Raw genomic sequence first — 17,129 nt, forward strand, 5'->3', positions numbered from 1 at the left:
CCCTCGTCCGAGCCGCCCCCGCCGTGCTTGTTGCCGCTGTCGCTGTCGTCCTGGGGGTTGCCGTCATCTGCCCTCATCAGCCAGCACGTGCGCATGTCGATACCTCCGGAATGTGCGTGTCACGACGTTCGTCAGGTGACACAGCTGCCCGGACATGACTTCCGCGCCACCGATACCCGAGCGCAAGACTGATTCCTCCACGAGGAACGCGAAGCGACGGCCTCCCTTACTGAGCACGCGCTGACGCTCCATACGCGCCGCCGTTGTGTAGGCACGTGTCTGGATCACGCCTGGTACGAGCCAGGAGGAGTAGGACCGGAACCGGCGTGTGCGTTCGTACAGTGGCAAGCGGGCTTCCTGCGCCTGGCGCAGGCCCGCACGTTCCATCCGCCGCCACTCCACGAACATGCCCTCGACAGCCCGCAGGGTGGCAATCAGATCACCGGATCGCCCCTCTGCCCCGCAAGCCCGGCACCACGCTCGGATGTCGTCGGCCGACGGGGGGGTCCGGGCGTTCTCAATGCGGGAGGACTTGGATGCGTGCCATCCGCAGCGCCGGGCGAGCTCACGCCCGGTGAGCCCGGCGTCCCGGCGCAGTTCCGCAAGACGGTCGGCGAGAAGCTGCCGAGCCTGCTGGACACTTGAGGACGCGGATGTGGCCATGGCTGAGGCTCGTCAGACGGGCCGGTACTCCGTGTGGGGAATCGCCCGCTCCCACGCTGCCTCGTACGCCGTCGCGTACTGCTTGGCCAATGCGGGGTCCGGACAGACCTCCATCCCTGGGCCAGTCCACTGCCCCTCACCGCTGAAGTGGTGCAGGATCAAAGTCCGTTCGTCCATGACCCAGCCGTCCAAGGCCGGAAGCAGCAGGTCACGAGCTCGCGGGCGCGGGAGCCAGCGCACGATCTCACCCGCCGCGACGTTGGTGAACGTCCCGTCGTACTCGTACCGCAGATAGTCACTCAGCGGCTCGGAGACGACCCGCAAACGACGCATGACAACGCCTCGGCCGGTCGCCTCCGTCACCACGTCCAACCACGGTCTCCACCAGGACGCTCTGTCGTCCGGATTCTCCCGGTACCCCTCCTGCCAGCGGATGAACGCGGGGTCGTCGAGCATGTAACTGTCCCGCATCTCAAGATGTATCGCTGAGCGCTGAGCTTGTGCCAACGCCTCACGTACCACGGTTGCCACTGCTGACCTCGCTGTCCGGGCGCGGGATGAACTGAAGCATGTTGGCGGGCGGCCGAATCACGGTCTCCTCTGCCGAGCGGACTGCACCACTGCGCACGACTGTCGGCCCTACGTCACAAACCGTCAAGAATGCCTCGGTTGCCGCGCGACCAAAGAGCCCGGACCGTCCGCCGGATAAACACCCGGACTACCTCCCGCCGAGGCCGACGGCACCGCGCCGGCCGCTGTCGGCCCGTACTTCCGTCACGGACACCACGATCGCGGCCAGGATCAAGGGGAACGCGACAGCGTTCGCGACTTGGGGGATGTCGGCGGCGCGCAGCAGGCTGGCCGCGGTGGACAGCAGCACGAGGCCGAGGGGAAGGAATCTGCGCCACGTGGGCAGGTCGCGCAGTCTGGTCACGCGCCACGAGGACCACAGGGCGAATCCCAGTATGGAGATTCCGATGAGGGCGACGACGAACAGCATGAGGTGTCTCCGATGCGGGGCGGTGAGGGGAACTCGGGGGGGTGAGGGGGACTCGGGGGGTGAGGGGAACTCGGGTCTCAGCTGACGCTGCCGACTCCCGTGCCCGGCTCAGTCACGGGAGCCGCGCAGGAGGAGTTGGACGAGGTCGGCGGCGAGGATGTCGGGGTGGTGCGCGGGCGGGAGCGCGTCGCTCGCGGCGAGTGAGGCGATGCCGTGGAGGCCGGCGAGGAGGATGACCGCGAAGCGTTCCGGGTCGGCCACGGGCGTGTCGGTGCCGGCGAAGAGGCCGAGCAGGATCGCCGCGCACGACTCCGAGGCCGCGCGCACCTTGTCCTCCGGGTCGCGGTACTTGCGTGCGTACATCACCTCCAGCAGCGCCGGGTGCCGGGTGGCGAACCCGACGTACGTCAGGGCCACCCTCGTCAGCCGGTCCTCGAACCCGCCGTCGCCCGACGCCGCCTTCTCCAGTTCCGCGCCGAGCCGTTCGAAGCCTTCGACGGCGAGCGCGTCGAGCAGTGCCTGACGGTCGGGGAAGTGCCGGGAGGGTGCCGCGTGCGAGACCCCGAGGTCCCGCGCCAATGAGCGCAGCGAGAGCGCCCCGACGCCGTCCTCGGCGAGGACGGTCTCGGCGCGGGCCAGCATCTCGGCACGCAGGTTTCCGTGGTGATACGCCATGGCGCCCATCCTACAAGGCATGTAGCCGATGCCACCATTGTTGTCATTGACAGCTTTGTTGCCGCCGTCTACATTGGGTTGCATGAACACCCCCAAGTGGACCCTCGCCGACATTCCCGACCAGACCGGACGGACCGCCGTCATTACGGGCGCCAACACCGGCCTCGGCTTCGAGACCGCCGCCGCACTGGCCGCACGCGGCGCGCATGTCGTGCTCGCCGTGCGCAACCTCGACAAGGGCAAGGAGGCCGCCGCCCGGATCACCGCCCGCACCCCGGGCGCGGCCCTCACCCTCCAGCGGCTGGACCTCAGCTCGCTCGACTCCGTCCGCACCGCGGCCGGTGAACTGCGTGCCGGCCATGAGCGCATCGATCTGCTGATCAACAACGCGGGCGTGATGTGGACGCCGAAGGCGGTGACCAAGGACGGGTTCGAGCTCCAGCTCGGCACGAACCACCTCGGCCACTTCGCCCTCACCGGCCTGCTCCTCGATCGCATGCTGCCGGTCCCGGGCTCGCGGATCGTCACCGTCAGCAGCCAGGCCCACCGCCTCAACGCGACGATCGACTTCGACGACCTCCAGTCCGAGCGCCGCTACAGCAGGACCGGCGCGTACGGGCAGTCCAAGCTCGCCAACGTCCTGTTCACCCACGAACTCCAGCGCCGCCTGGCCGGCACGTACGGCACCATCGCGCTGACGGCCCACCCCGGCGGCGCCGCCACCGACCTGGCGCGCGATGCCTACCCGCCCGTACGTCTGCTGTTCGACAAGCTCATCGTCCCCCTCGTGGCCCAGGGCCCCGACATGGGCGCCCTGCCGTCCCTGCGCGCCGCGACGGACCCGGGGGCCACGGGCGGTCAGTTCTACGGGCCCGACGGCCTCTTCACGATGCGCGGCCACCCGAAGGCCGCGAAGTCGAACGCGAAGTCGTACGACCTGACCACGCAGCGCCGGCTCTGGACCGTCTCCGAGGAACTGACCGGCGTCAACTACCCCGTCTGATGTCCGCGCCCGCTCGGTGAGGGCGCCCGCTCGGTGAGCGCGCCGGGCCGCCGCGCCGCCGGACCGCTCAAGCGGCCGGGCTCAGCGCGGATCCGCGGCGGGGGCCGGGTCCGTACCGGTCAGTGCGACGCTCGCCGTCCACAGGCGTCGCGCGGTGTCGATGTCCGCGAATCGCTCGCGCACCGGCTCGAACCGTGGCCTGCCGCGCAGACCGAACACGCGGGGGCCGACCAGCTGCCCCCCGCGCACGGCCGGGTCGAGGACGGCCCGGACCGCCGGCCACGCGCCCGCTTCCTTGCCCTGGAGCAGGAGTCCCAGCGGCAGACCGCGCAGCCGCCGGCCCATGGTGCGCACGTGCAGTGGGGCGCGGGACGGCGTCAGGGTGTCCAGGGCGCCGCCGGGGTGGGACACCACGCTGATGGTCGTGCTGTGCGCCGCGCGCAGCCGGCGGTCGAGTTCGAGGCCGAACAGCGTCTGCGCCAGTTTCGAGCGCCCGTAGGTGCGTTTGGGGCGGTAGTCGCGCGCGCTCTGGAGGTCGTCGAGGTCCAGGCGTTCGCTTCTGGCGGCGAAGCTGCCCGTGGTGACGACCCGCGCGGCGGGGGCGGCGTGGAGCAGTGGGGCGAGACGCGCGGTCAGGGCGAAGTGCCCCAGATGGTTGGTGGCGAACATCAGCTCATGCCCGGCGGCGGTCTCGCGGCGCGGTGGATCGTCCAGCATGACACCGGCGTTCAGGACCACCGCGTCGAGGGCTTCGGTGTCGAGCGCGCACACGCTCCGCTCGATCGAGGCGGGGTCGGCGAGGTCCAGCGGGATATGGCGCACGCGCCCGTCCGGCACGCGCGAGCGGATCGAGGCCGTCGCCGCTTCCGCTTTCGACGCGTCGCGGCCCGCGATGACGACCGTGGCGCCCGTCGTGGCGAGCTGCTCGGCGACGAAGTAACCGATCCCCGCGTTCCCGCCTGTGATCAGGAAGGTCTTGCCCTCGGCACGCGGCAGGCGGTGTACGTCCCAGGTCATGACGAGTCTCCTTCGGAGGGTACGGGCGATACCGGAGTGAACGAACAGTGTTCGTCAACGACAGAGTGCACTTAGCGAACGGTGTTCGTCAAGCTAGGATGAGGTCATGCCCGCCCGCCCCCGGACCCGGTCCGCGAAAACCACCCTGAGCCTCGACGCGATCGTGGCCGCCACCCTCGCCCTGGTGGACGAGCTGGGATGCGAGGCGGTGAGCATGCGGCGGGTCTCCCAGGCCGTACAGACAGGACCCGCCTCGCTGTACGTGTACGTGCCCGACCGGGACGCGTTGATGGCCCTCGCCCACGACCTGGCCGTGGCGGACGTCCAACTGCCCACCGACGCCGACGGGGACTGGCGCGCCCGGCTCGAACTGCTCGTGGACCGTGCGGTGGCCGCGCTGGCCGCCCACAACGACATCGCGAGCGTCGGTATGACGGGCGCCCTGCCCGGCCCGCACACGCTGCGTATCACCGAGGAGTTGCTGCGGCTGCTGCGGACCGGCGGGATCGGTGACGCCGCCTGTGCCTGGGCCGCGGACCTGATCGGCCAGTACATCGCCTCGTCCGCGCTGGAGGAGGGGGAGAAGGCGGAGGAGGCGTTCGCCGCCCGGCTCGACACCCTCTACCGGTCACTGCCCGCCGGGCGCTACCCCACGATCCACGCGCTGGCCCCGCTGCTCACCAGCGGTGACGGGGCGACGCGCGCCGCGTGGAAGATACGCGTGCTCATCGACGGGCTGCTCGCCCCGTCCAGGAGCGGCCCGTAGTCAGAGAGGGCTCAGCGGGAGCCGGGGCCTCAGGTCACGATGCCCAGCTCCCGCGCCCGGCCCAGCCACTGCGGGAACTCGCCGACCAGCCGGTCGTACAGGACCGCGTCCTCGACCCCGCGCGGGTCCTTGCCCGCGTGGAAGAACCCGGCGTTGTCCACGCGCCGTTTCGCCGGGACGGCGAGGTCGTCGAGCTTGCGGAGGAAGTCGAACTGCCGGCTCTCCGGGTCGCCGAAGCCGATGAACTGCCAGAACAGCGGCAGTTCGGCCGCCTTGCAGAGATACCGCTCGGCGGCCGGTTTGCTGATCGGGCCGCCGTCCGTCTGGAAGACCACCAGCGCCGGAGCGGTCGACCCGCTGTCCAGATAGTGGTCGATGACGGCGTCCATGGCCAGGTGGTAGCTGGTCCTGCCCATATGGCCGAGCCCGGCGACGATCGCGTCGATCCGGCCGTGGTGGTCGGCCAGGGAGATGTCCGACTCCGCGTCGATGTCCGTGGAGAAGAGGACGACGGGCACGATGCCGTCGTCGTCCAGATGCGCGGAGAGCCCCAACACCCGGTCGGCCAGGGCCTGGACGCTGCCGTCCTTGTAGTACTCCCGCATCGAGCCCGAATAGTCCAGCACCAGATAGACGGCCGCGCGCTGTCCGCTCAGGCCGTTCTTCGTCAGCGAGACCGCCGCGCTCTTGTAGAGGCTGACCAGCGCCGGGGCCGTCTCCTCCACCTTCCGGAGACTGATGGCGGGTCCGGACACGGCGGGGGCGGTGACCATGCTGGGTCCTCTGTGGTCGACGGGCGGCGAGTCACGCGATTATGCCAGCCGTCACGCACCACGGCGCCTGCCATCGTCCGGTCGGGGACTGGGGCAGGCGCCGCGTCCTGCGGGACGGCCCGGGAGACGCTCCCCGGGCCGACACCGCCCGTACGCCGTTGTACGGGAGTCTTGTTGAGGTGGAGGTTGAGGTGGAGGCGGTGACGTATCAGACCGTCAGCGCACGGTCCGTCGGACGGATCGGGGCCGGCAGATCGCTCGCGCCGGTCAGCATCCGGTCCACACCTCGCGCCGCCGAGCGGCCCTCGGCGATCGCCCACACGATCAGGGACTGGCCGCGGCCCGCGTCCCCGGCGACATACACGCCGGGCACATTGGTCGCGAAGTCCGCGTCACGCGCGATGTTGCCGCGCTCGTCCAGCTCCAGGCCGAACTGCTCGACCAGGCCGTTCTCCTGATCGGTGCCGGTGAAGCCCATGGCGAGCGTGACCAGCTGGGCCGGGATCTTCCGCTCCGTGCCCGGCTTCTGCTCCAGCTTGCCGCCCTTGAACTCCACCTCGATCAGGTTCAGGCTCTGGACGTTGCCGTCCTCGTCGCCCTCGAAGTGGGTGGTGGAGACGGAGTAGACCCGCTCGCCGCCCTCCTCGTGCGCGGAGGTGACCTTGTAGAGCATCGGGAAGGTCGGCCACGGCTGGTGCGCGGCGCGCTCCTCGCCCGGCTTCGGCATGATCTCCAGCTGGGTGACGGAGAGCGCGCCCTGGCGGTGCGCCGTACCGACGCAGTCAGCGCCGGTGTCGCCGCCGCCGATGACCACGACGTGCTTGCCCTCGGCGGAGATCGGGGAGACCGTCAGGTCGCCCTCCTGCACCTTGTTGGAGAGGGGCAGATACTCCATCGCGAAGTGGATGCCGTTCAGCTCACGCCCCGGGACGGGCAGATCGCGCGAGACGGTGGCGCCCGCGGCGATCACGACGGCGTCGTACCGCTTGCGCAGCTTCGCCGCGTCGATGTCCCGGCCGATCTCGATCTCGGTACGGAACTTGGTGCCCTCCGCGCGCATCTGCTCGATACGGCGGTTGATGTGCGACTTCTCCATCTTGAACTCGGGGATGCCGTACCGCAGCAGTCCACCGATCCGGTCGGCACGCTCGTACACCGCGACCGTATGACCGGCCCGGGTCAGCTGCTGGGCGGCGGCCAGTCCGGCCGGTCCCGAGCCGATGACGGCGACGGTCTTGCCGGAGAGCCGCTCCGGCGGCTGCGGGGTGACATCGCCGCTGTCCCACGCCTTGTCGATGATCGAGACCTCGACGTTCTTGATGGTGACGGCGGGCTGGTTGATCGCGAGGACACACGCCGACTCACAGGGGGCCGGGCAGAGCCGCCCGGTGAACTCCGGGAAGTTGTTGGTGGCGTGCAGCCGCTCGCTCGCGGCCGTCCAGTCCTCGCGGTACGCGTAGTCGTTCCACTCGGGGATCAGATTCCCCAGCGGACAGCCGTTGTGGCAGAACGGGATGCCGCAGTCCATGCAGCGTCCGGCCTGCTTGCTGATGATCGGGAGCAGCGAGCCCGGAACGTAGACCTCGTTCCAGTCCTTGACGCGCTCCTCGGCGGGGCGGGTCCTGGCGACTTCGCGCCCGGTGGTGAGAAAGCCCTTCGGGTCAGCCATTGGTCGCCGCCTCCATCATCTTCTCGGTGGTCTCGGTCTCCGAGAGACCGGCCAGCTCGGCGGCGTCCTTGGCGGCGAGCACTGCCTTGTACGTGGTCGGGATGATCTTGCTGAAGCGGTCCACGGCGGTGTCCCACTCGGCGAGCAGCTTCTCCGCGACGGTGGAGCCCGTCTCCTCCTGGTGGCGGCGCACCACATCGTGCAGCCACTGCTTGTCGGTGTCGTCGAGCTGTTCGACGGCGCCCAGGTTTCCGGCGTTGACGTTGTCGGCGTCCAGGTCGATGACGTACGCGACGCCGCCCGACATACCGGCCGCGAAGTTGCGGCCCGTCTCACCGAGGACGACGGCGTGGCCGCCGGTCATGTACTCGCAGCCGTGGTCGCCGACGCCCTCGGAGACGACGGTGGCGCCTGAGTTGCGGACGCAGAAGCGCTCGCCGGTACGGCCGCGCAGGAAGAGTTCGCCGCCGGTGGCGCCGTAGGCGATGGTGTTGCCCGCGATGGTGGAGTACTCCGCGAGGTGGTCGGCGCCCCGGTCGGGCCGTACGACGACCCGGCCGCCGGAGAGGCCCTTGCCGACGTAGTCGTTGGCGTCGCCCTCCAGGCGCAGCGTGACACCGCGCGGCAGGAACGCGCCGAAGGACTGGCCGGCGGAGCCGGTGAAGGTGATGTCGATGGTGTCGTCGGGCAGGCCCGCGCCACCGAACTTCTTGGTCACCTGGTTGCCGAGCATGGTGCCCACGGTCCGGTTGATGTTCCGGATGCCGATCTGGGCGCGTACGGGCTGCGCGGCCTCGGCGCTCTCGGCACCCAGGGCGTCGGCGGCGAGCTTGATCAGCTCGTTGTCGAGCGCCTTCTCCAGGCCGTGGTCCTGGCCGATGGCCTGGTGGCGTACGGCGTTCTCGGGCAGCGCGGGCACATGGAAGAGCGGCTTCAGGTCGAGGCCCTGCGCCTTCCAGTGGTTCACGGCCCGCTCGGTGTCGAGCAGTTCGGCGTGGCCGACGGCCTCTTCGAGCGTACGGAAGCCCAGTTCGGCCAGGAGCTCGCGGACCTCTTCGGCGATGAACTGGAAGAAGTTGACGATGTACTCGGCCTTGCCGGAGAACCGCTCGCGCAGCACCGGGTTCTGGGTGGCGATACCCACCGGGCAGGTGTCCAGATGGCAGACGCGCATCATGACGCAGCCGGAGACGACGAGCGGCGCGGTCGCGAAACCGAACTCCTCGGCACCCAGCAGCGCGGCGATGACGACATCGCGGCCGGTCTTCAGCTGGCCGTCGGTCTGGACGACGATACGGTCGCGCAGGCCGTTGAGCAGCAGGGTCTGCTGGGTCTCGGCGAGACCCAGCTCCCAGGGGCCGCCCGCGTGCTTGAGCGAGGTGAGCGGCGAGGCGCCCGTACCGCCGTCGTGTCCTGAGATCAGTACGACATCGGCGTGCGCCTTGGAGACACCCGCGGCGACGGTGCCGACGCCGACCTCGGAGACCAGCTTCACATGGATGCGCGCCTGCGGGTTGGCGTTCTTGAGGTCGTGGATCAGCTGGGCGAGATCCTCGATGGAGTAGATGTCGTGGTGCGGGGGCGGGGAGATCAGACCGACGCCCGGGGTGGAGTGCCGGGTCTTGGCGACCCACGGGTAGACCTTGTGGCCGGGCAGCTGGCCGCCCTCGCCCGGCTTGGCGCCCTGCGCCATCTTGATCTGGATGTCGTCGGCGTTGACCAGGTACTCGCTGGTGACACCGAAGCGGCCGGAGGCGACCTGCTTGATGGAGGAGCGGCGGGCCGGGTCGTAGAGCCGGTCCGCGTCCTCGCCGCCCTCACCGGTGTTGGACTTGCCGCCGAGCTGGTTCATGGCGATGGCGAGGGTTTCGTGCGCCTCGCGGGAGATCGAGCCGTACGACATGGCGCCGGTGGAGAAGCGCTTGACGATCTCGGAGGCGGGCTCGACCTCGTCCAGCGGGACCGGCGTACGGCCGGCGGCGAAGTTGAACAGGCCGCGCAGCGTCATCAGCCGCTCGGACTGCTCGTTCACCCGGCTGGTGTACTGCTTGAAGATGTCGTAGCTGCGCGAGCGCGTGGCGTGCTGGAGCCGGAAGACGGTCTCCGGGTCGAAGAGATGCGGCTCGCCCTCGCGGCGCCACTGGTACTCGCCGCCGATCTCCAGCTTGCGGTGGCTCGCGGAGATGCCGGAGGCCGGGTAGCCCTTGGCGTGCCGGGCGGCGACCTCCTCGGCGACGACATCGAGACCGGCGCCGCCGATCTTGGTGGCGGTGCCGTTGAAGTACTTGTCGACGAAGGACTGGTCCAGGCCGACGGCCTCGAAGACCTGCGCGCCCCGGTAGGAGGCGACGGTGGAGATGCCCATCTTGGACATCACCTTCAGGACGCCCTTGCCGAGCGCGTGGATCAGGTTCCTGAGCGCCTGCTCGGGCGCCAGGCCCTCGATGAACGTACCGGCGCGGACCAGGTCCTCGACGGACTCCATGGCGAGGTACGGGTTGACGGCTGCGGCGCCGTAGCCGATGAGCAGCGCGACATGGTGCACCTCGCGGACATCGCCGGCCTCGACCAGCAGCCCGACCTGGGTGCGCTGCTTGGTGCGGATGAGGTGGTGGTGGACGGCGGCGGTCAGCAGCAGCGAGGGGATCGGGGCGTGCTCGGCGTCGGAGTGCCGGTCGGAGAGCACGATGATCCGGGCGCCGCTCTCGATCGCGGCGTCGGTCTCGGCGCAGATCTCGTCGATGCGGGTGGCGAGGGCGTCACCGCCGCCACCGACCCGGTAGAGACCGGAGAGCGTGGCGGCCTTCATGCCGGGCATGTCGCCGTCAGCGTTTATATGGACGAGCTTGGCCAGCTCGTCGTTGTCGATCACCGGGAAGGGCAGGGTGACACTGCGGCAGGACGCGGCGGCCGGCTCCAGCAGATTGCCCTGGGGGCCGAGCGAGGAGCGCAGCGAGGTGACCAGCTCCTCGCGGATCGCGTCCAACGGCGGGTTGGTGACCTGCGCGAAGAGCTGGGTGAAGTAGTCGAAGAGGAGCCGCGGCCGGGCGGAGAGCGCGGCGATCGGCGAGTCCGTACCCATGGAGCCGATCGGCTCGGCGCCGGCCCGTGCCATGGGTGCGAGCAGGACGCGCAGCTCCTCCTCGGTGTAGCCGAAGGTCTGCTGGCGGCGGGTGACGGAGGCGTGCGTGTGCACGATGTGCTCGCGCTCGGGCAGGTCCGACAGCTCGATCTCGCCGCTCTCCAGCCACTCCTGGTAGGGCTGCTCGGCGGCGAGGGACGCCTTGATCTCGTCGTCCTCGATGATGCGGTGCTCGGCGGTGTCGACGAGGAACATCCGGCCGGGCTGGAGGCGGCCCTTGCGGACGACCTTGGCCGGGTCGATGTCGAGGACGCCGACCTCGGAGGAGAGCACGACGAGCCCCTCGTCGGTCACCCAGTAACGGCCCGGACGCAGCCCGTTGCGGTCGAGGACCGCGCCGACCTGCGTGCCGTCGGTGAAGGTGACACAGGCGGGGCCGTCCCAGGGCTCCATCATCGTGGCGTGGAACTGGTAGAAGGCGCGCCGGGCCGGGTCCATGGAGTCATGGTTCTCCCATGCCTCGGGGACCATCATCAGCACGGAGTGCGGCAGCGACCGGCCGCCGAGGTGGATCAGCTCAAGGACCTCGTCGAAGGACGCGGAGTCGGAGGCGTCGGGCGTACAGACGGGGAAGATCCGCTCCAGCGCCTCGTCGCCGAAGAGGCCGGACGCGAGCTGGGACTCACGGGCGCGCATCCAGTTGCGGTTGCCCATGACCGTGTTGATCTCGCCGTTGTGCGCGACGAAGCGGTACGGGTGGGCGAGCGGCCAGCTCGGGAAGGTGTTGGTGGAGAACCGCGAGTGGACCAGCGAGATCGCGGTCGCGAAACGGCGGTCGGAGAGGTCCGGGAAGAACGGCTCCAGCTGCCCGGTGGTGAGCATGCCCTTGTAGACGATGGTCCGGGCGGAGAGCGACGGGAAGTAGACCCCGGCCTCGCGCTCGGCGCGCTTGCGCAGCAGGAACGCCTTGCGGTCCAGCGCGATGCCCGAGCTCGTCCCGTCCGCGACGAACAGCTGGCGGAAGGCCGGCATCGTCGAGCGGGCGGTGGCGCCCAGCAGCTCGGGGGCCACGGGGACCTCGCGCCAGCCGAGGACGTTCAGGCCCTCCTCGGCGGCGATCGTCTCGATGCGTGAGACGGCGTCCGTGGCGTCGTCGGCGGGCAGGAACGCGATGCCGACGGCGTACGAGCCGGCCTCGGGCAGTTCGAAACCGGTGACCTCGCGCAGGAAGGCGTCCGGGACCTGGAGGAGGATTCCCGCGCCGTCGCCGGAGTCGGGCTCCGAGCCGGTGGCGCCGCGATGTTCGAGATTGCGCAGTACGGTCAGCGCCTGCTCCACCAGCGCGTGGCTGGCTACACCGGTGAGGGTGGCCACGAACCCGACGCCACAGGCGTCGTGCTCGTTACGGGGGTCGTACATCCCCTGGGGGGCGGGGCGACCATCCATGGGCGACCAGGCGTCGAAACGCATCGGCTCTCCCGTCGTCGTCGTGGCATATGCGAGTACCGAGGGACGACGTTGGCCCTCCAAGAAATTTCGTGCAGGTTACATGATGGGCAGCTTCTCGGGAAGCGGATAGCTTGTTCCAACATGTGGACACCGCTCATAGCGGTGAAGGGGGGCGCAGACGGACAGATCGTCGTCCGGTCGGCTGAGACGGAGCAGGCTTCGTTGCCCGCGGCGCCTACGGCTCATGCCCGGTGATTACCGACTCGAAACCGCTGGGTAACGGCTGCAGGTATGGCGCTGGCAAAGTGTCGCATCCCGGAGGCCGGAACGCGCGGCGACGTACGTTACAGGGCGGGCGTTTCCGCCCGCCCGCCCTCGGGGGCCCTCCCCAGGTTAGAGCCTCGCTCCCGAATTCGGGATATCCCGGACCAGAGGAAAAATCCCCCGAAAGTGCACCCGCTCGGACACGCCCTAGATTGCCGCGCCGAACAGGGCCCCCAGCCCGTACGTGAGCGCCGCCGCCGTTCCACCGAGGACCAGCTGCCGCAGTCCGCTGTACCACCAGTTGCGCGCCGTCACCCGCGCCACCAGCGCGCCGCAGGCGAAGAGCCCGGTCAGCGCGAGCAGCACGGCGGGCCAGAGCGCGGTGGCGCCGAGCAGATACGGCAGTACGGGCAGCAGCGCGCCCAGGGCGAACGAGCCGAACGACGACACGGCGGCGACCAGCGGCGACGGCAGATCGTCCGGGTCGATCCCCAGCTCCTCGCGCGCGTGGATCTCCAGCGCCAGCTCGGGGTCCTTCGAGAGCTGCCGGGCCACCTCGCGGGCCAGCTCCGGCTCCACGCCGCGTGACACATAGAGCGCGGCCAGCTCCTCCATCTCGTCGGCGGGGTGCTTCCTCAGCTCCCGGCGCTCCACCTCCAGTTCGGCCTGGACCAGCTCGCGCTGGGAGGCGACCGAGGTGTACTCGCCCGCGGCCATCGAGAAAGCACCGGCCGCCAGGCCCGCGAGCCCGGTGATCACTATCGTCTGCTGAGAGAGCGCGCCGCCCGCGACACCGGTCATCAGCGCCAGGTTGGAGACCAGCCCGTCCATCGCGCCGAACACCGCGGGACGCAGCCAGCCGCCATTGACATCGCGATGCGTGTGATTGTCGCGGTGGGCCTCGTGGAGCGTTGCCTCGGTCTCGATGATGGACATGCTTCTCCTCTTCTCACGGGGGCGGAACCCGGTCCGCCGGAGACCGGCGCCACCCCTCTCAACACTTCGAAAATACGCACGAAAAATGGCTCCCGCCAGCAAGGAAGGCCGTACTTACCGGCCTTGGGCCGGGCCGCGACGGAGATGTCACCCGGGTGACAGCGGGGTTTCCCGGACTCCCACGGCCCTCCGTGTGGCACAGATGCGGAGACACCGACGCGGTGGCACAGGCTCGCGCGAAAGGGCCACACCATGGAGTCAGTCCGTCGCGACCCCGAGGTTGACGCGGTCGCGGTACAGCCCGAGGCCGACACGGCCCGGGCGCACCCCGAGGCCGACCCGGTCGCGGTGCTCCGGGACCGGGCGCGCGGTGCCCTGCTCGGGCTCGCCGTGGGCGACGCGATCGGCGCCCCGGCGGAGAACATGCGGCCCTCCGAGATCCGCCGCCGGTGGGGCCGTATCGAAGGGTTCGTGGCCGACAGCCCGGCGGGCACCGACGACACCGAGTACACGATCTTCTCCGGGCTGCTGCTCGCCCGGCACGGCTCGGCCCTGACCGTCGCCCATGTCGAGAACGCCTGGCACCACTGGCTCGCGGACCATGACGAGGGCCCCTTCCGCGGGGCCGGTTTCAGCGAACGCGGCACGCTGGAGAATCTGCGGCGCGGGCTCGCCGCGCCCATCACCGCCCAGCACCGGCACGCCTGGAGCGACGGGCTCGCGATGCGCGCGGCGCCCTTCGGCGTCTTCGCCGCGGGCCGCCCCGAGGAGGCCGCGCGGCTGGTCGCCGTCGACGGACGGGTCAGCCACGACGGCGAGGGCATCTACGGCGGCCGGGCGGTGGCGGCCGGGGTCGCCGCCGCGATGGGCGGCGCCGGGGTCATGTCGGTGATCGCCGCCGCGCTCTCCGTGGTTCCGATGGACTCCTGGACGGCCCGCACCCTGCGCCGCGGAGTCGTCGCCGCGCGGCGGGCGTACCCCGACACGCTCACGATGGAGCGCGCCGTCCGCTCCTCGGTGGTCATCGGCGGCTATCCGTGGACCGATCTGGCCCCCGAGGCGGTGGGCCTGGCCTTCGGCGCCTTCGCGGCGGCGCGCGGGGACTTCCGTACGTCGGTCCTGACCGCGGTCAACATGGGCCGGGACGCCGATACCACCGGGGCGGTCGCGGGCGCCCTGGCGGGGGCGATGTCGGGGGCGGCGGCGATTCCCGAGGAGTGGTCCTCCGCCATCGGCCCCGTCCGGGGCAGCTGTCTGCCCTCGATGCGCGGCTACCACGTACTGGACATCGCGGACCTGCTCATGCCGGACTACGACGAAAGGGTGGCGTCATGACAGCGATCGAGGGGGACCGGGCGTACGGCGAGGGGGCGTGGGCCGGCGCACCGCACGCGGCGGCGCCCCCCGGCGACCGGGCCTGGCCGGCCGGACACGGCTCCCCCGCCGCTCCCCTCCGCCGGATCGAGGGGCTGCTCCTCGGGCTCGCCGCCGGGGACGCCGCAGGGTGGCCCGCCGCCCGGCACCGGGCCGCGCGGATGCCGGAGTGGACGCGCCGGCTCACCCGGGAACTGGACACCTTCGCCGAGCAGAACGCGACCACCACCCTCCCCGTGCCCATCGCGCTCAACCAACCCCCGGAACCGCTCAAGCTCGGCCCCTCCGACGACGCCGAGTGGGCCGCCTTCGCCGCCGAGTCCGTGCTCACCGCCGCCGGCGATCACTTCCCCTCCCTCGGCGCCGACCGCCGGACGCGGGGCGCCGTCGATCTCGCGTGGAACTCCCTCGCCGCCGAGATCGCCGCCGCCGCGGCCCGCGCGCCCGAGGTGGAGTCGGCCGTACCGCCCCTGCGTGCGCGGATCTCCGTACGCGCGGGGCTCGGGAATCTCGCCACCGGGCTGCGCCCGCCCGCCACCGGCCATGACAACCCGCACTACTTCGACGACGCCGCGTGCGTACGGGCGTCCGTTCTCGCCGTCGTCCACCCCGGCGATCCGTCCGCCGCCGCCGAACTCGCCGAGTTCGACGCCCGGTACACCCAGGACGGCGACGGGGTGCACGGCGCCCGCGCCATGGCGGCGGCCGTCGCGACCGCGCTCGGCGGCGGGGACACCGAGGCCGCCGTCGAGGCCGCTCTCGACCAGCTGCCCGAGTCCACGGAGATCGGCCGCAACGCCCGCCACGCCGTCAAGCTGGCCCGCGACTTCGCCGACGAACCGGCCGGCGCCTTCGCGCTCGTACCGCTGCTGGAGCATCAGATCGTCGACCACGTCTACAGCTACGGCATCGCCGCGGCCGAGACCGTCCCCGTCGCCCTCGCCCTGACCCTCGCCGCCGGTGGCCGGGTCGCCGGAGCGGTGCCCGCCGCCGCCTGTCTCTCCAGGGTCGCCGACTCCGCGCCCGCCCTGGCCGGCGCGCTGACGGGCGCGCTCGGCGGGGGCGACGCCGTACCGGCCACCTGGCGGGATGCCTGCCGGACCCTGGCGGGGTGTGCGCTCCCCCGGCTCGCGGGGACCGATCTCGTCGAACTCGCCGGACTGCTCGCAGCCACGGAACTGACCACTCCGGGTGGACAATTCCGGACATGACCCCACAGAACGCAGCCCCGACGACCCTCCCCCTCACGGACCGGATCACCGGCTGTCTGATCGGCGCGGCCGTCGGTGACGCGCTCGGCGGTCCGGTCGAGGGGTACTCCCCCGAGCAGATCGTGGAACGCCACGGCGGCCGGGTGTCCGGCATCGTCGGCCCCTGGAACGAGGACTGGCGCACCGCCCGGCCGCTCGCCCCGTACCACAAGGGCGACGGGCACATCACCGACGACACCCTGATGACACACGCGCTGATCCGGGTGTACGAGAAGGTCCGCGACCATCTCGACGCGTACGCGGTCGCCGACCATCTCGTCCCGGACCTGATCTCCAATCCGCGCTGGATCCCGGAGCTGGAGACCGAGGCGCTGCCGCTCCAGCGGATCTTCCTCGCCGAGAAGTGGCTGGTCACCCGGTTGCACTACGGGCATATCGATCCGCGCGAGGCGGGCACCGGAAATATCGTCAACTGCGGTGCGGCGATGTACATGGCGCCCATCGGCCTGGTCAACGCGGCACATCCGGCCGCCGCCTACGCCGAGGCGATCGAGGTGGCGGGCGCGCACCAGTCCTCGTACGGGCGGGAGGCCGCCGGGGTGTTCGCCGCCGCCGTGGCCGCCGCGTGTCTGCCGGACGCCACGCCCGCTTCGGTCGTGGCGACCTGTCTGGACCTGGCGAAGGACGGCACACGCGCGGCGATCGAGGCGGTGTGCGCGGTGGCCGCCCGGCATCGCGACACGGAGTCCTCGTTGCGTGGGCTGCGCGAGGCGGTCGCGCCGTTCGACACGGTGGGCCCGCACTACCGTGCCCCGTCGCTCGGCGCCCGCCGCCCCTCCCGGCTGCACGCCATCGAGGAACTGCCCATCGCGCTCGGCATGTTGCTGATCGGCGCGGGCGACTACCGCCGTACGGTCCTCGGCTCGGTCAACTACGGCCGGGACTGCGACTCGATCGCCACCATGAGCGGCGCGCTCGCCGGGGCGCTGGGCGGCGAGGCGGCCGTTCCCGCCGAGTGGGCGCGGGACGTGGCCGAGGCGAGCCGTCTCGATCTGCACACGCCCGCGCTGGCGCTGACGAAGGTGGCGTACGAGGTGTTCGCCCGCGACACGGAACGCCGCCGCGCGCACGAGGCGGCCTTCATCGAGCTGACGCCGTCCCGGGTGACCGGTCCCGGCGCCCCGCACCTCGCCCCGGCTCAGCAGTCGGCGGGAGCCCGATGACGGATCCGCGTCACCGGGGCTTCG

Annotated in this window: 13 protein-coding genes and 1 pseudogene; 5 read left to right on the top strand and 9 right to left on the bottom strand. The window is 71.0% G+C overall.

The genetic code is table 11. The annotated features are described in order from the left end of the window. Nucleotides 1-123 precede the first annotated feature (123 nt). The 4 genes and pseudogenes from AB0M67_RS03765 to AB0M67_RS03780 all read right to left on the bottom strand — a co-directional run. A pseudogene (locus AB0M67_RS03765) lies at nt 124-663 on the bottom strand (Scr1 family TA system antitoxin-like transcriptional regulator); the annotation flags it as partial. A 12-nt stretch (nt 664-675) separates the two neighbouring features. After that, entirely contained in the window at nt 676-1,194 is a 519-nt protein-coding gene (locus tag AB0M67_RS03770; RefSeq protein ID WP_365742246.1) for a DUF6879 family protein, read from the bottom strand. Nucleotides 1,195-1,381: 187 nt separating this feature from the next. Then, a complete protein-coding gene (locus AB0M67_RS03775; protein WP_365742248.1) occupies nt 1,382-1,663 on the bottom strand; it encodes a hypothetical protein in 282 nt (93 codons plus the stop codon). 108 nt (nt 1,664-1,771) lie between these two features. Continuing rightward, a complete protein-coding gene (locus AB0M67_RS03780) occupies nt 1,772-2,338 on the bottom strand; it encodes a TetR/AcrR family transcriptional regulator (RefSeq protein WP_365742250.1) in 567 nt (188 codons plus the stop codon). 82 nt (nt 2,339-2,420) lie between these two features. Here AB0M67_RS03780 and AB0M67_RS03785 point away from each other — a divergent pair, with 82 nt between their 5' ends. Further along, a complete protein-coding gene (locus AB0M67_RS03785; protein ID WP_365742252.1) occupies nt 2,421-3,341 on the top strand; it encodes an SDR family NAD(P)-dependent oxidoreductase in 921 nt (306 codons plus the stop codon). A gap of 81 nt (nt 3,342-3,422) precedes the next feature. Here AB0M67_RS03785 and AB0M67_RS03790 read toward each other — a convergent pair whose 3' ends face one another. Continuing rightward, nucleotides 3,423-4,358, bottom strand: a complete 936-nt coding sequence (locus tag AB0M67_RS03790; protein ID WP_365742254.1) for an SDR family NAD(P)-dependent oxidoreductase — start codon at nt 4,356-4,358, stop codon at nt 3,423-3,425. A 106-nt stretch (nt 4,359-4,464) separates the two neighbouring features. Between AB0M67_RS03790 and AB0M67_RS03795 the strand changes: the two genes are divergently transcribed. Then, a complete protein-coding gene (locus AB0M67_RS03795; protein ID WP_365742256.1) occupies nt 4,465-5,124 on the top strand; it encodes a TetR/AcrR family transcriptional regulator C-terminal domain-containing protein in 660 nt (219 codons plus the stop codon). 29 nt (nt 5,125-5,153) lie between these two features. Here AB0M67_RS03795 and AB0M67_RS03800 read toward each other — a convergent pair whose 3' ends face one another. The 4 genes from AB0M67_RS03800 to AB0M67_RS03815 form a co-directional block, all read right to left on the bottom strand. After that, nucleotides 5,154-5,897, bottom strand: coding sequence for a VWA domain-containing protein (locus tag AB0M67_RS03800; protein ID WP_365742258.1), 744 nt, complete (start codon nt 5,895-5,897; stop codon nt 5,154-5,156). Nucleotides 5,898-6,105: 208 nt separating this feature from the next. Then, the gene (locus tag AB0M67_RS03805) at nt 6,106-7,566 is read right to left on the bottom strand and encodes a glutamate synthase subunit beta (RefSeq protein ID WP_365742260.1); all 1,461 of its coding nucleotides are present in this window, start codon (nt 7,564-7,566) and stop codon (nt 6,106-6,108) included. Then, nucleotides 7,559-12,118, bottom strand: coding sequence for a glutamate synthase large subunit (gene gltB / locus AB0M67_RS03810; protein WP_365742262.1), 4,560 nt, complete (start codon nt 12,116-12,118; stop codon nt 7,559-7,561). Before gltB ends, AB0M67_RS03805 begins: the two co-directional genes overlap by 8 nt. 450 nt (nt 12,119-12,568) lie before the next feature. Next, nucleotides 12,569-13,297 (bottom strand): VIT1/CCC1 transporter family protein, encoded by a 729-nt coding sequence (locus tag AB0M67_RS03815; protein ID WP_365742264.1) that lies wholly within the window; start codon nt 13,295-13,297, stop codon nt 12,569-12,571. Between the two features lie 252 nt (nt 13,298-13,549). Between AB0M67_RS03815 and AB0M67_RS03820 the strand changes: the two genes are divergently transcribed. Genes AB0M67_RS03820 through AB0M67_RS03830 form a run of 3 tightly spaced genes read left to right on the top strand, consistent with a single transcriptional unit; the run spans nt 13,550 to nt 17,105 of the window. After that, nucleotides 13,550-14,632: an ADP-ribosylglycohydrolase family protein gene (locus AB0M67_RS03820; RefSeq protein ID WP_365742266.1), complete on the top strand. Its 1,083-nt coding sequence runs from the start codon at nt 13,550-13,552 to the stop codon at nt 14,630-14,632. Continuing rightward, the gene (locus tag AB0M67_RS03825; protein ID WP_365742268.1) at nt 14,629-15,882 is read left to right on the top strand and encodes an ADP-ribosylglycohydrolase family protein; all 1,254 of its coding nucleotides are present in this window, start codon (nt 14,629-14,631) and stop codon (nt 15,880-15,882) included. Before AB0M67_RS03820 ends, AB0M67_RS03825 begins: the two co-directional genes overlap by 4 nt. Beyond that, complete coding sequence (locus AB0M67_RS03830) at nt 15,879-17,105, top strand: ADP-ribosylglycohydrolase family protein (RefSeq protein WP_365742270.1); 1,227 nt, start codon at nt 15,879-15,881, stop codon at nt 17,103-17,105. The genes AB0M67_RS03825 and AB0M67_RS03830 overlap by 4 nt, the downstream gene beginning before the upstream one ends. Nucleotides 17,106-17,129: the final 24 nt, after the last annotated feature.

Origin of the sequence: Streptomyces sp. NPDC051662 (genome assembly GCF_040681655.1) — a bacterium.
GTDB lineage: Bacteria > Actinomycetota > Actinomycetes > Streptomycetales > Streptomycetaceae > Streptomyces.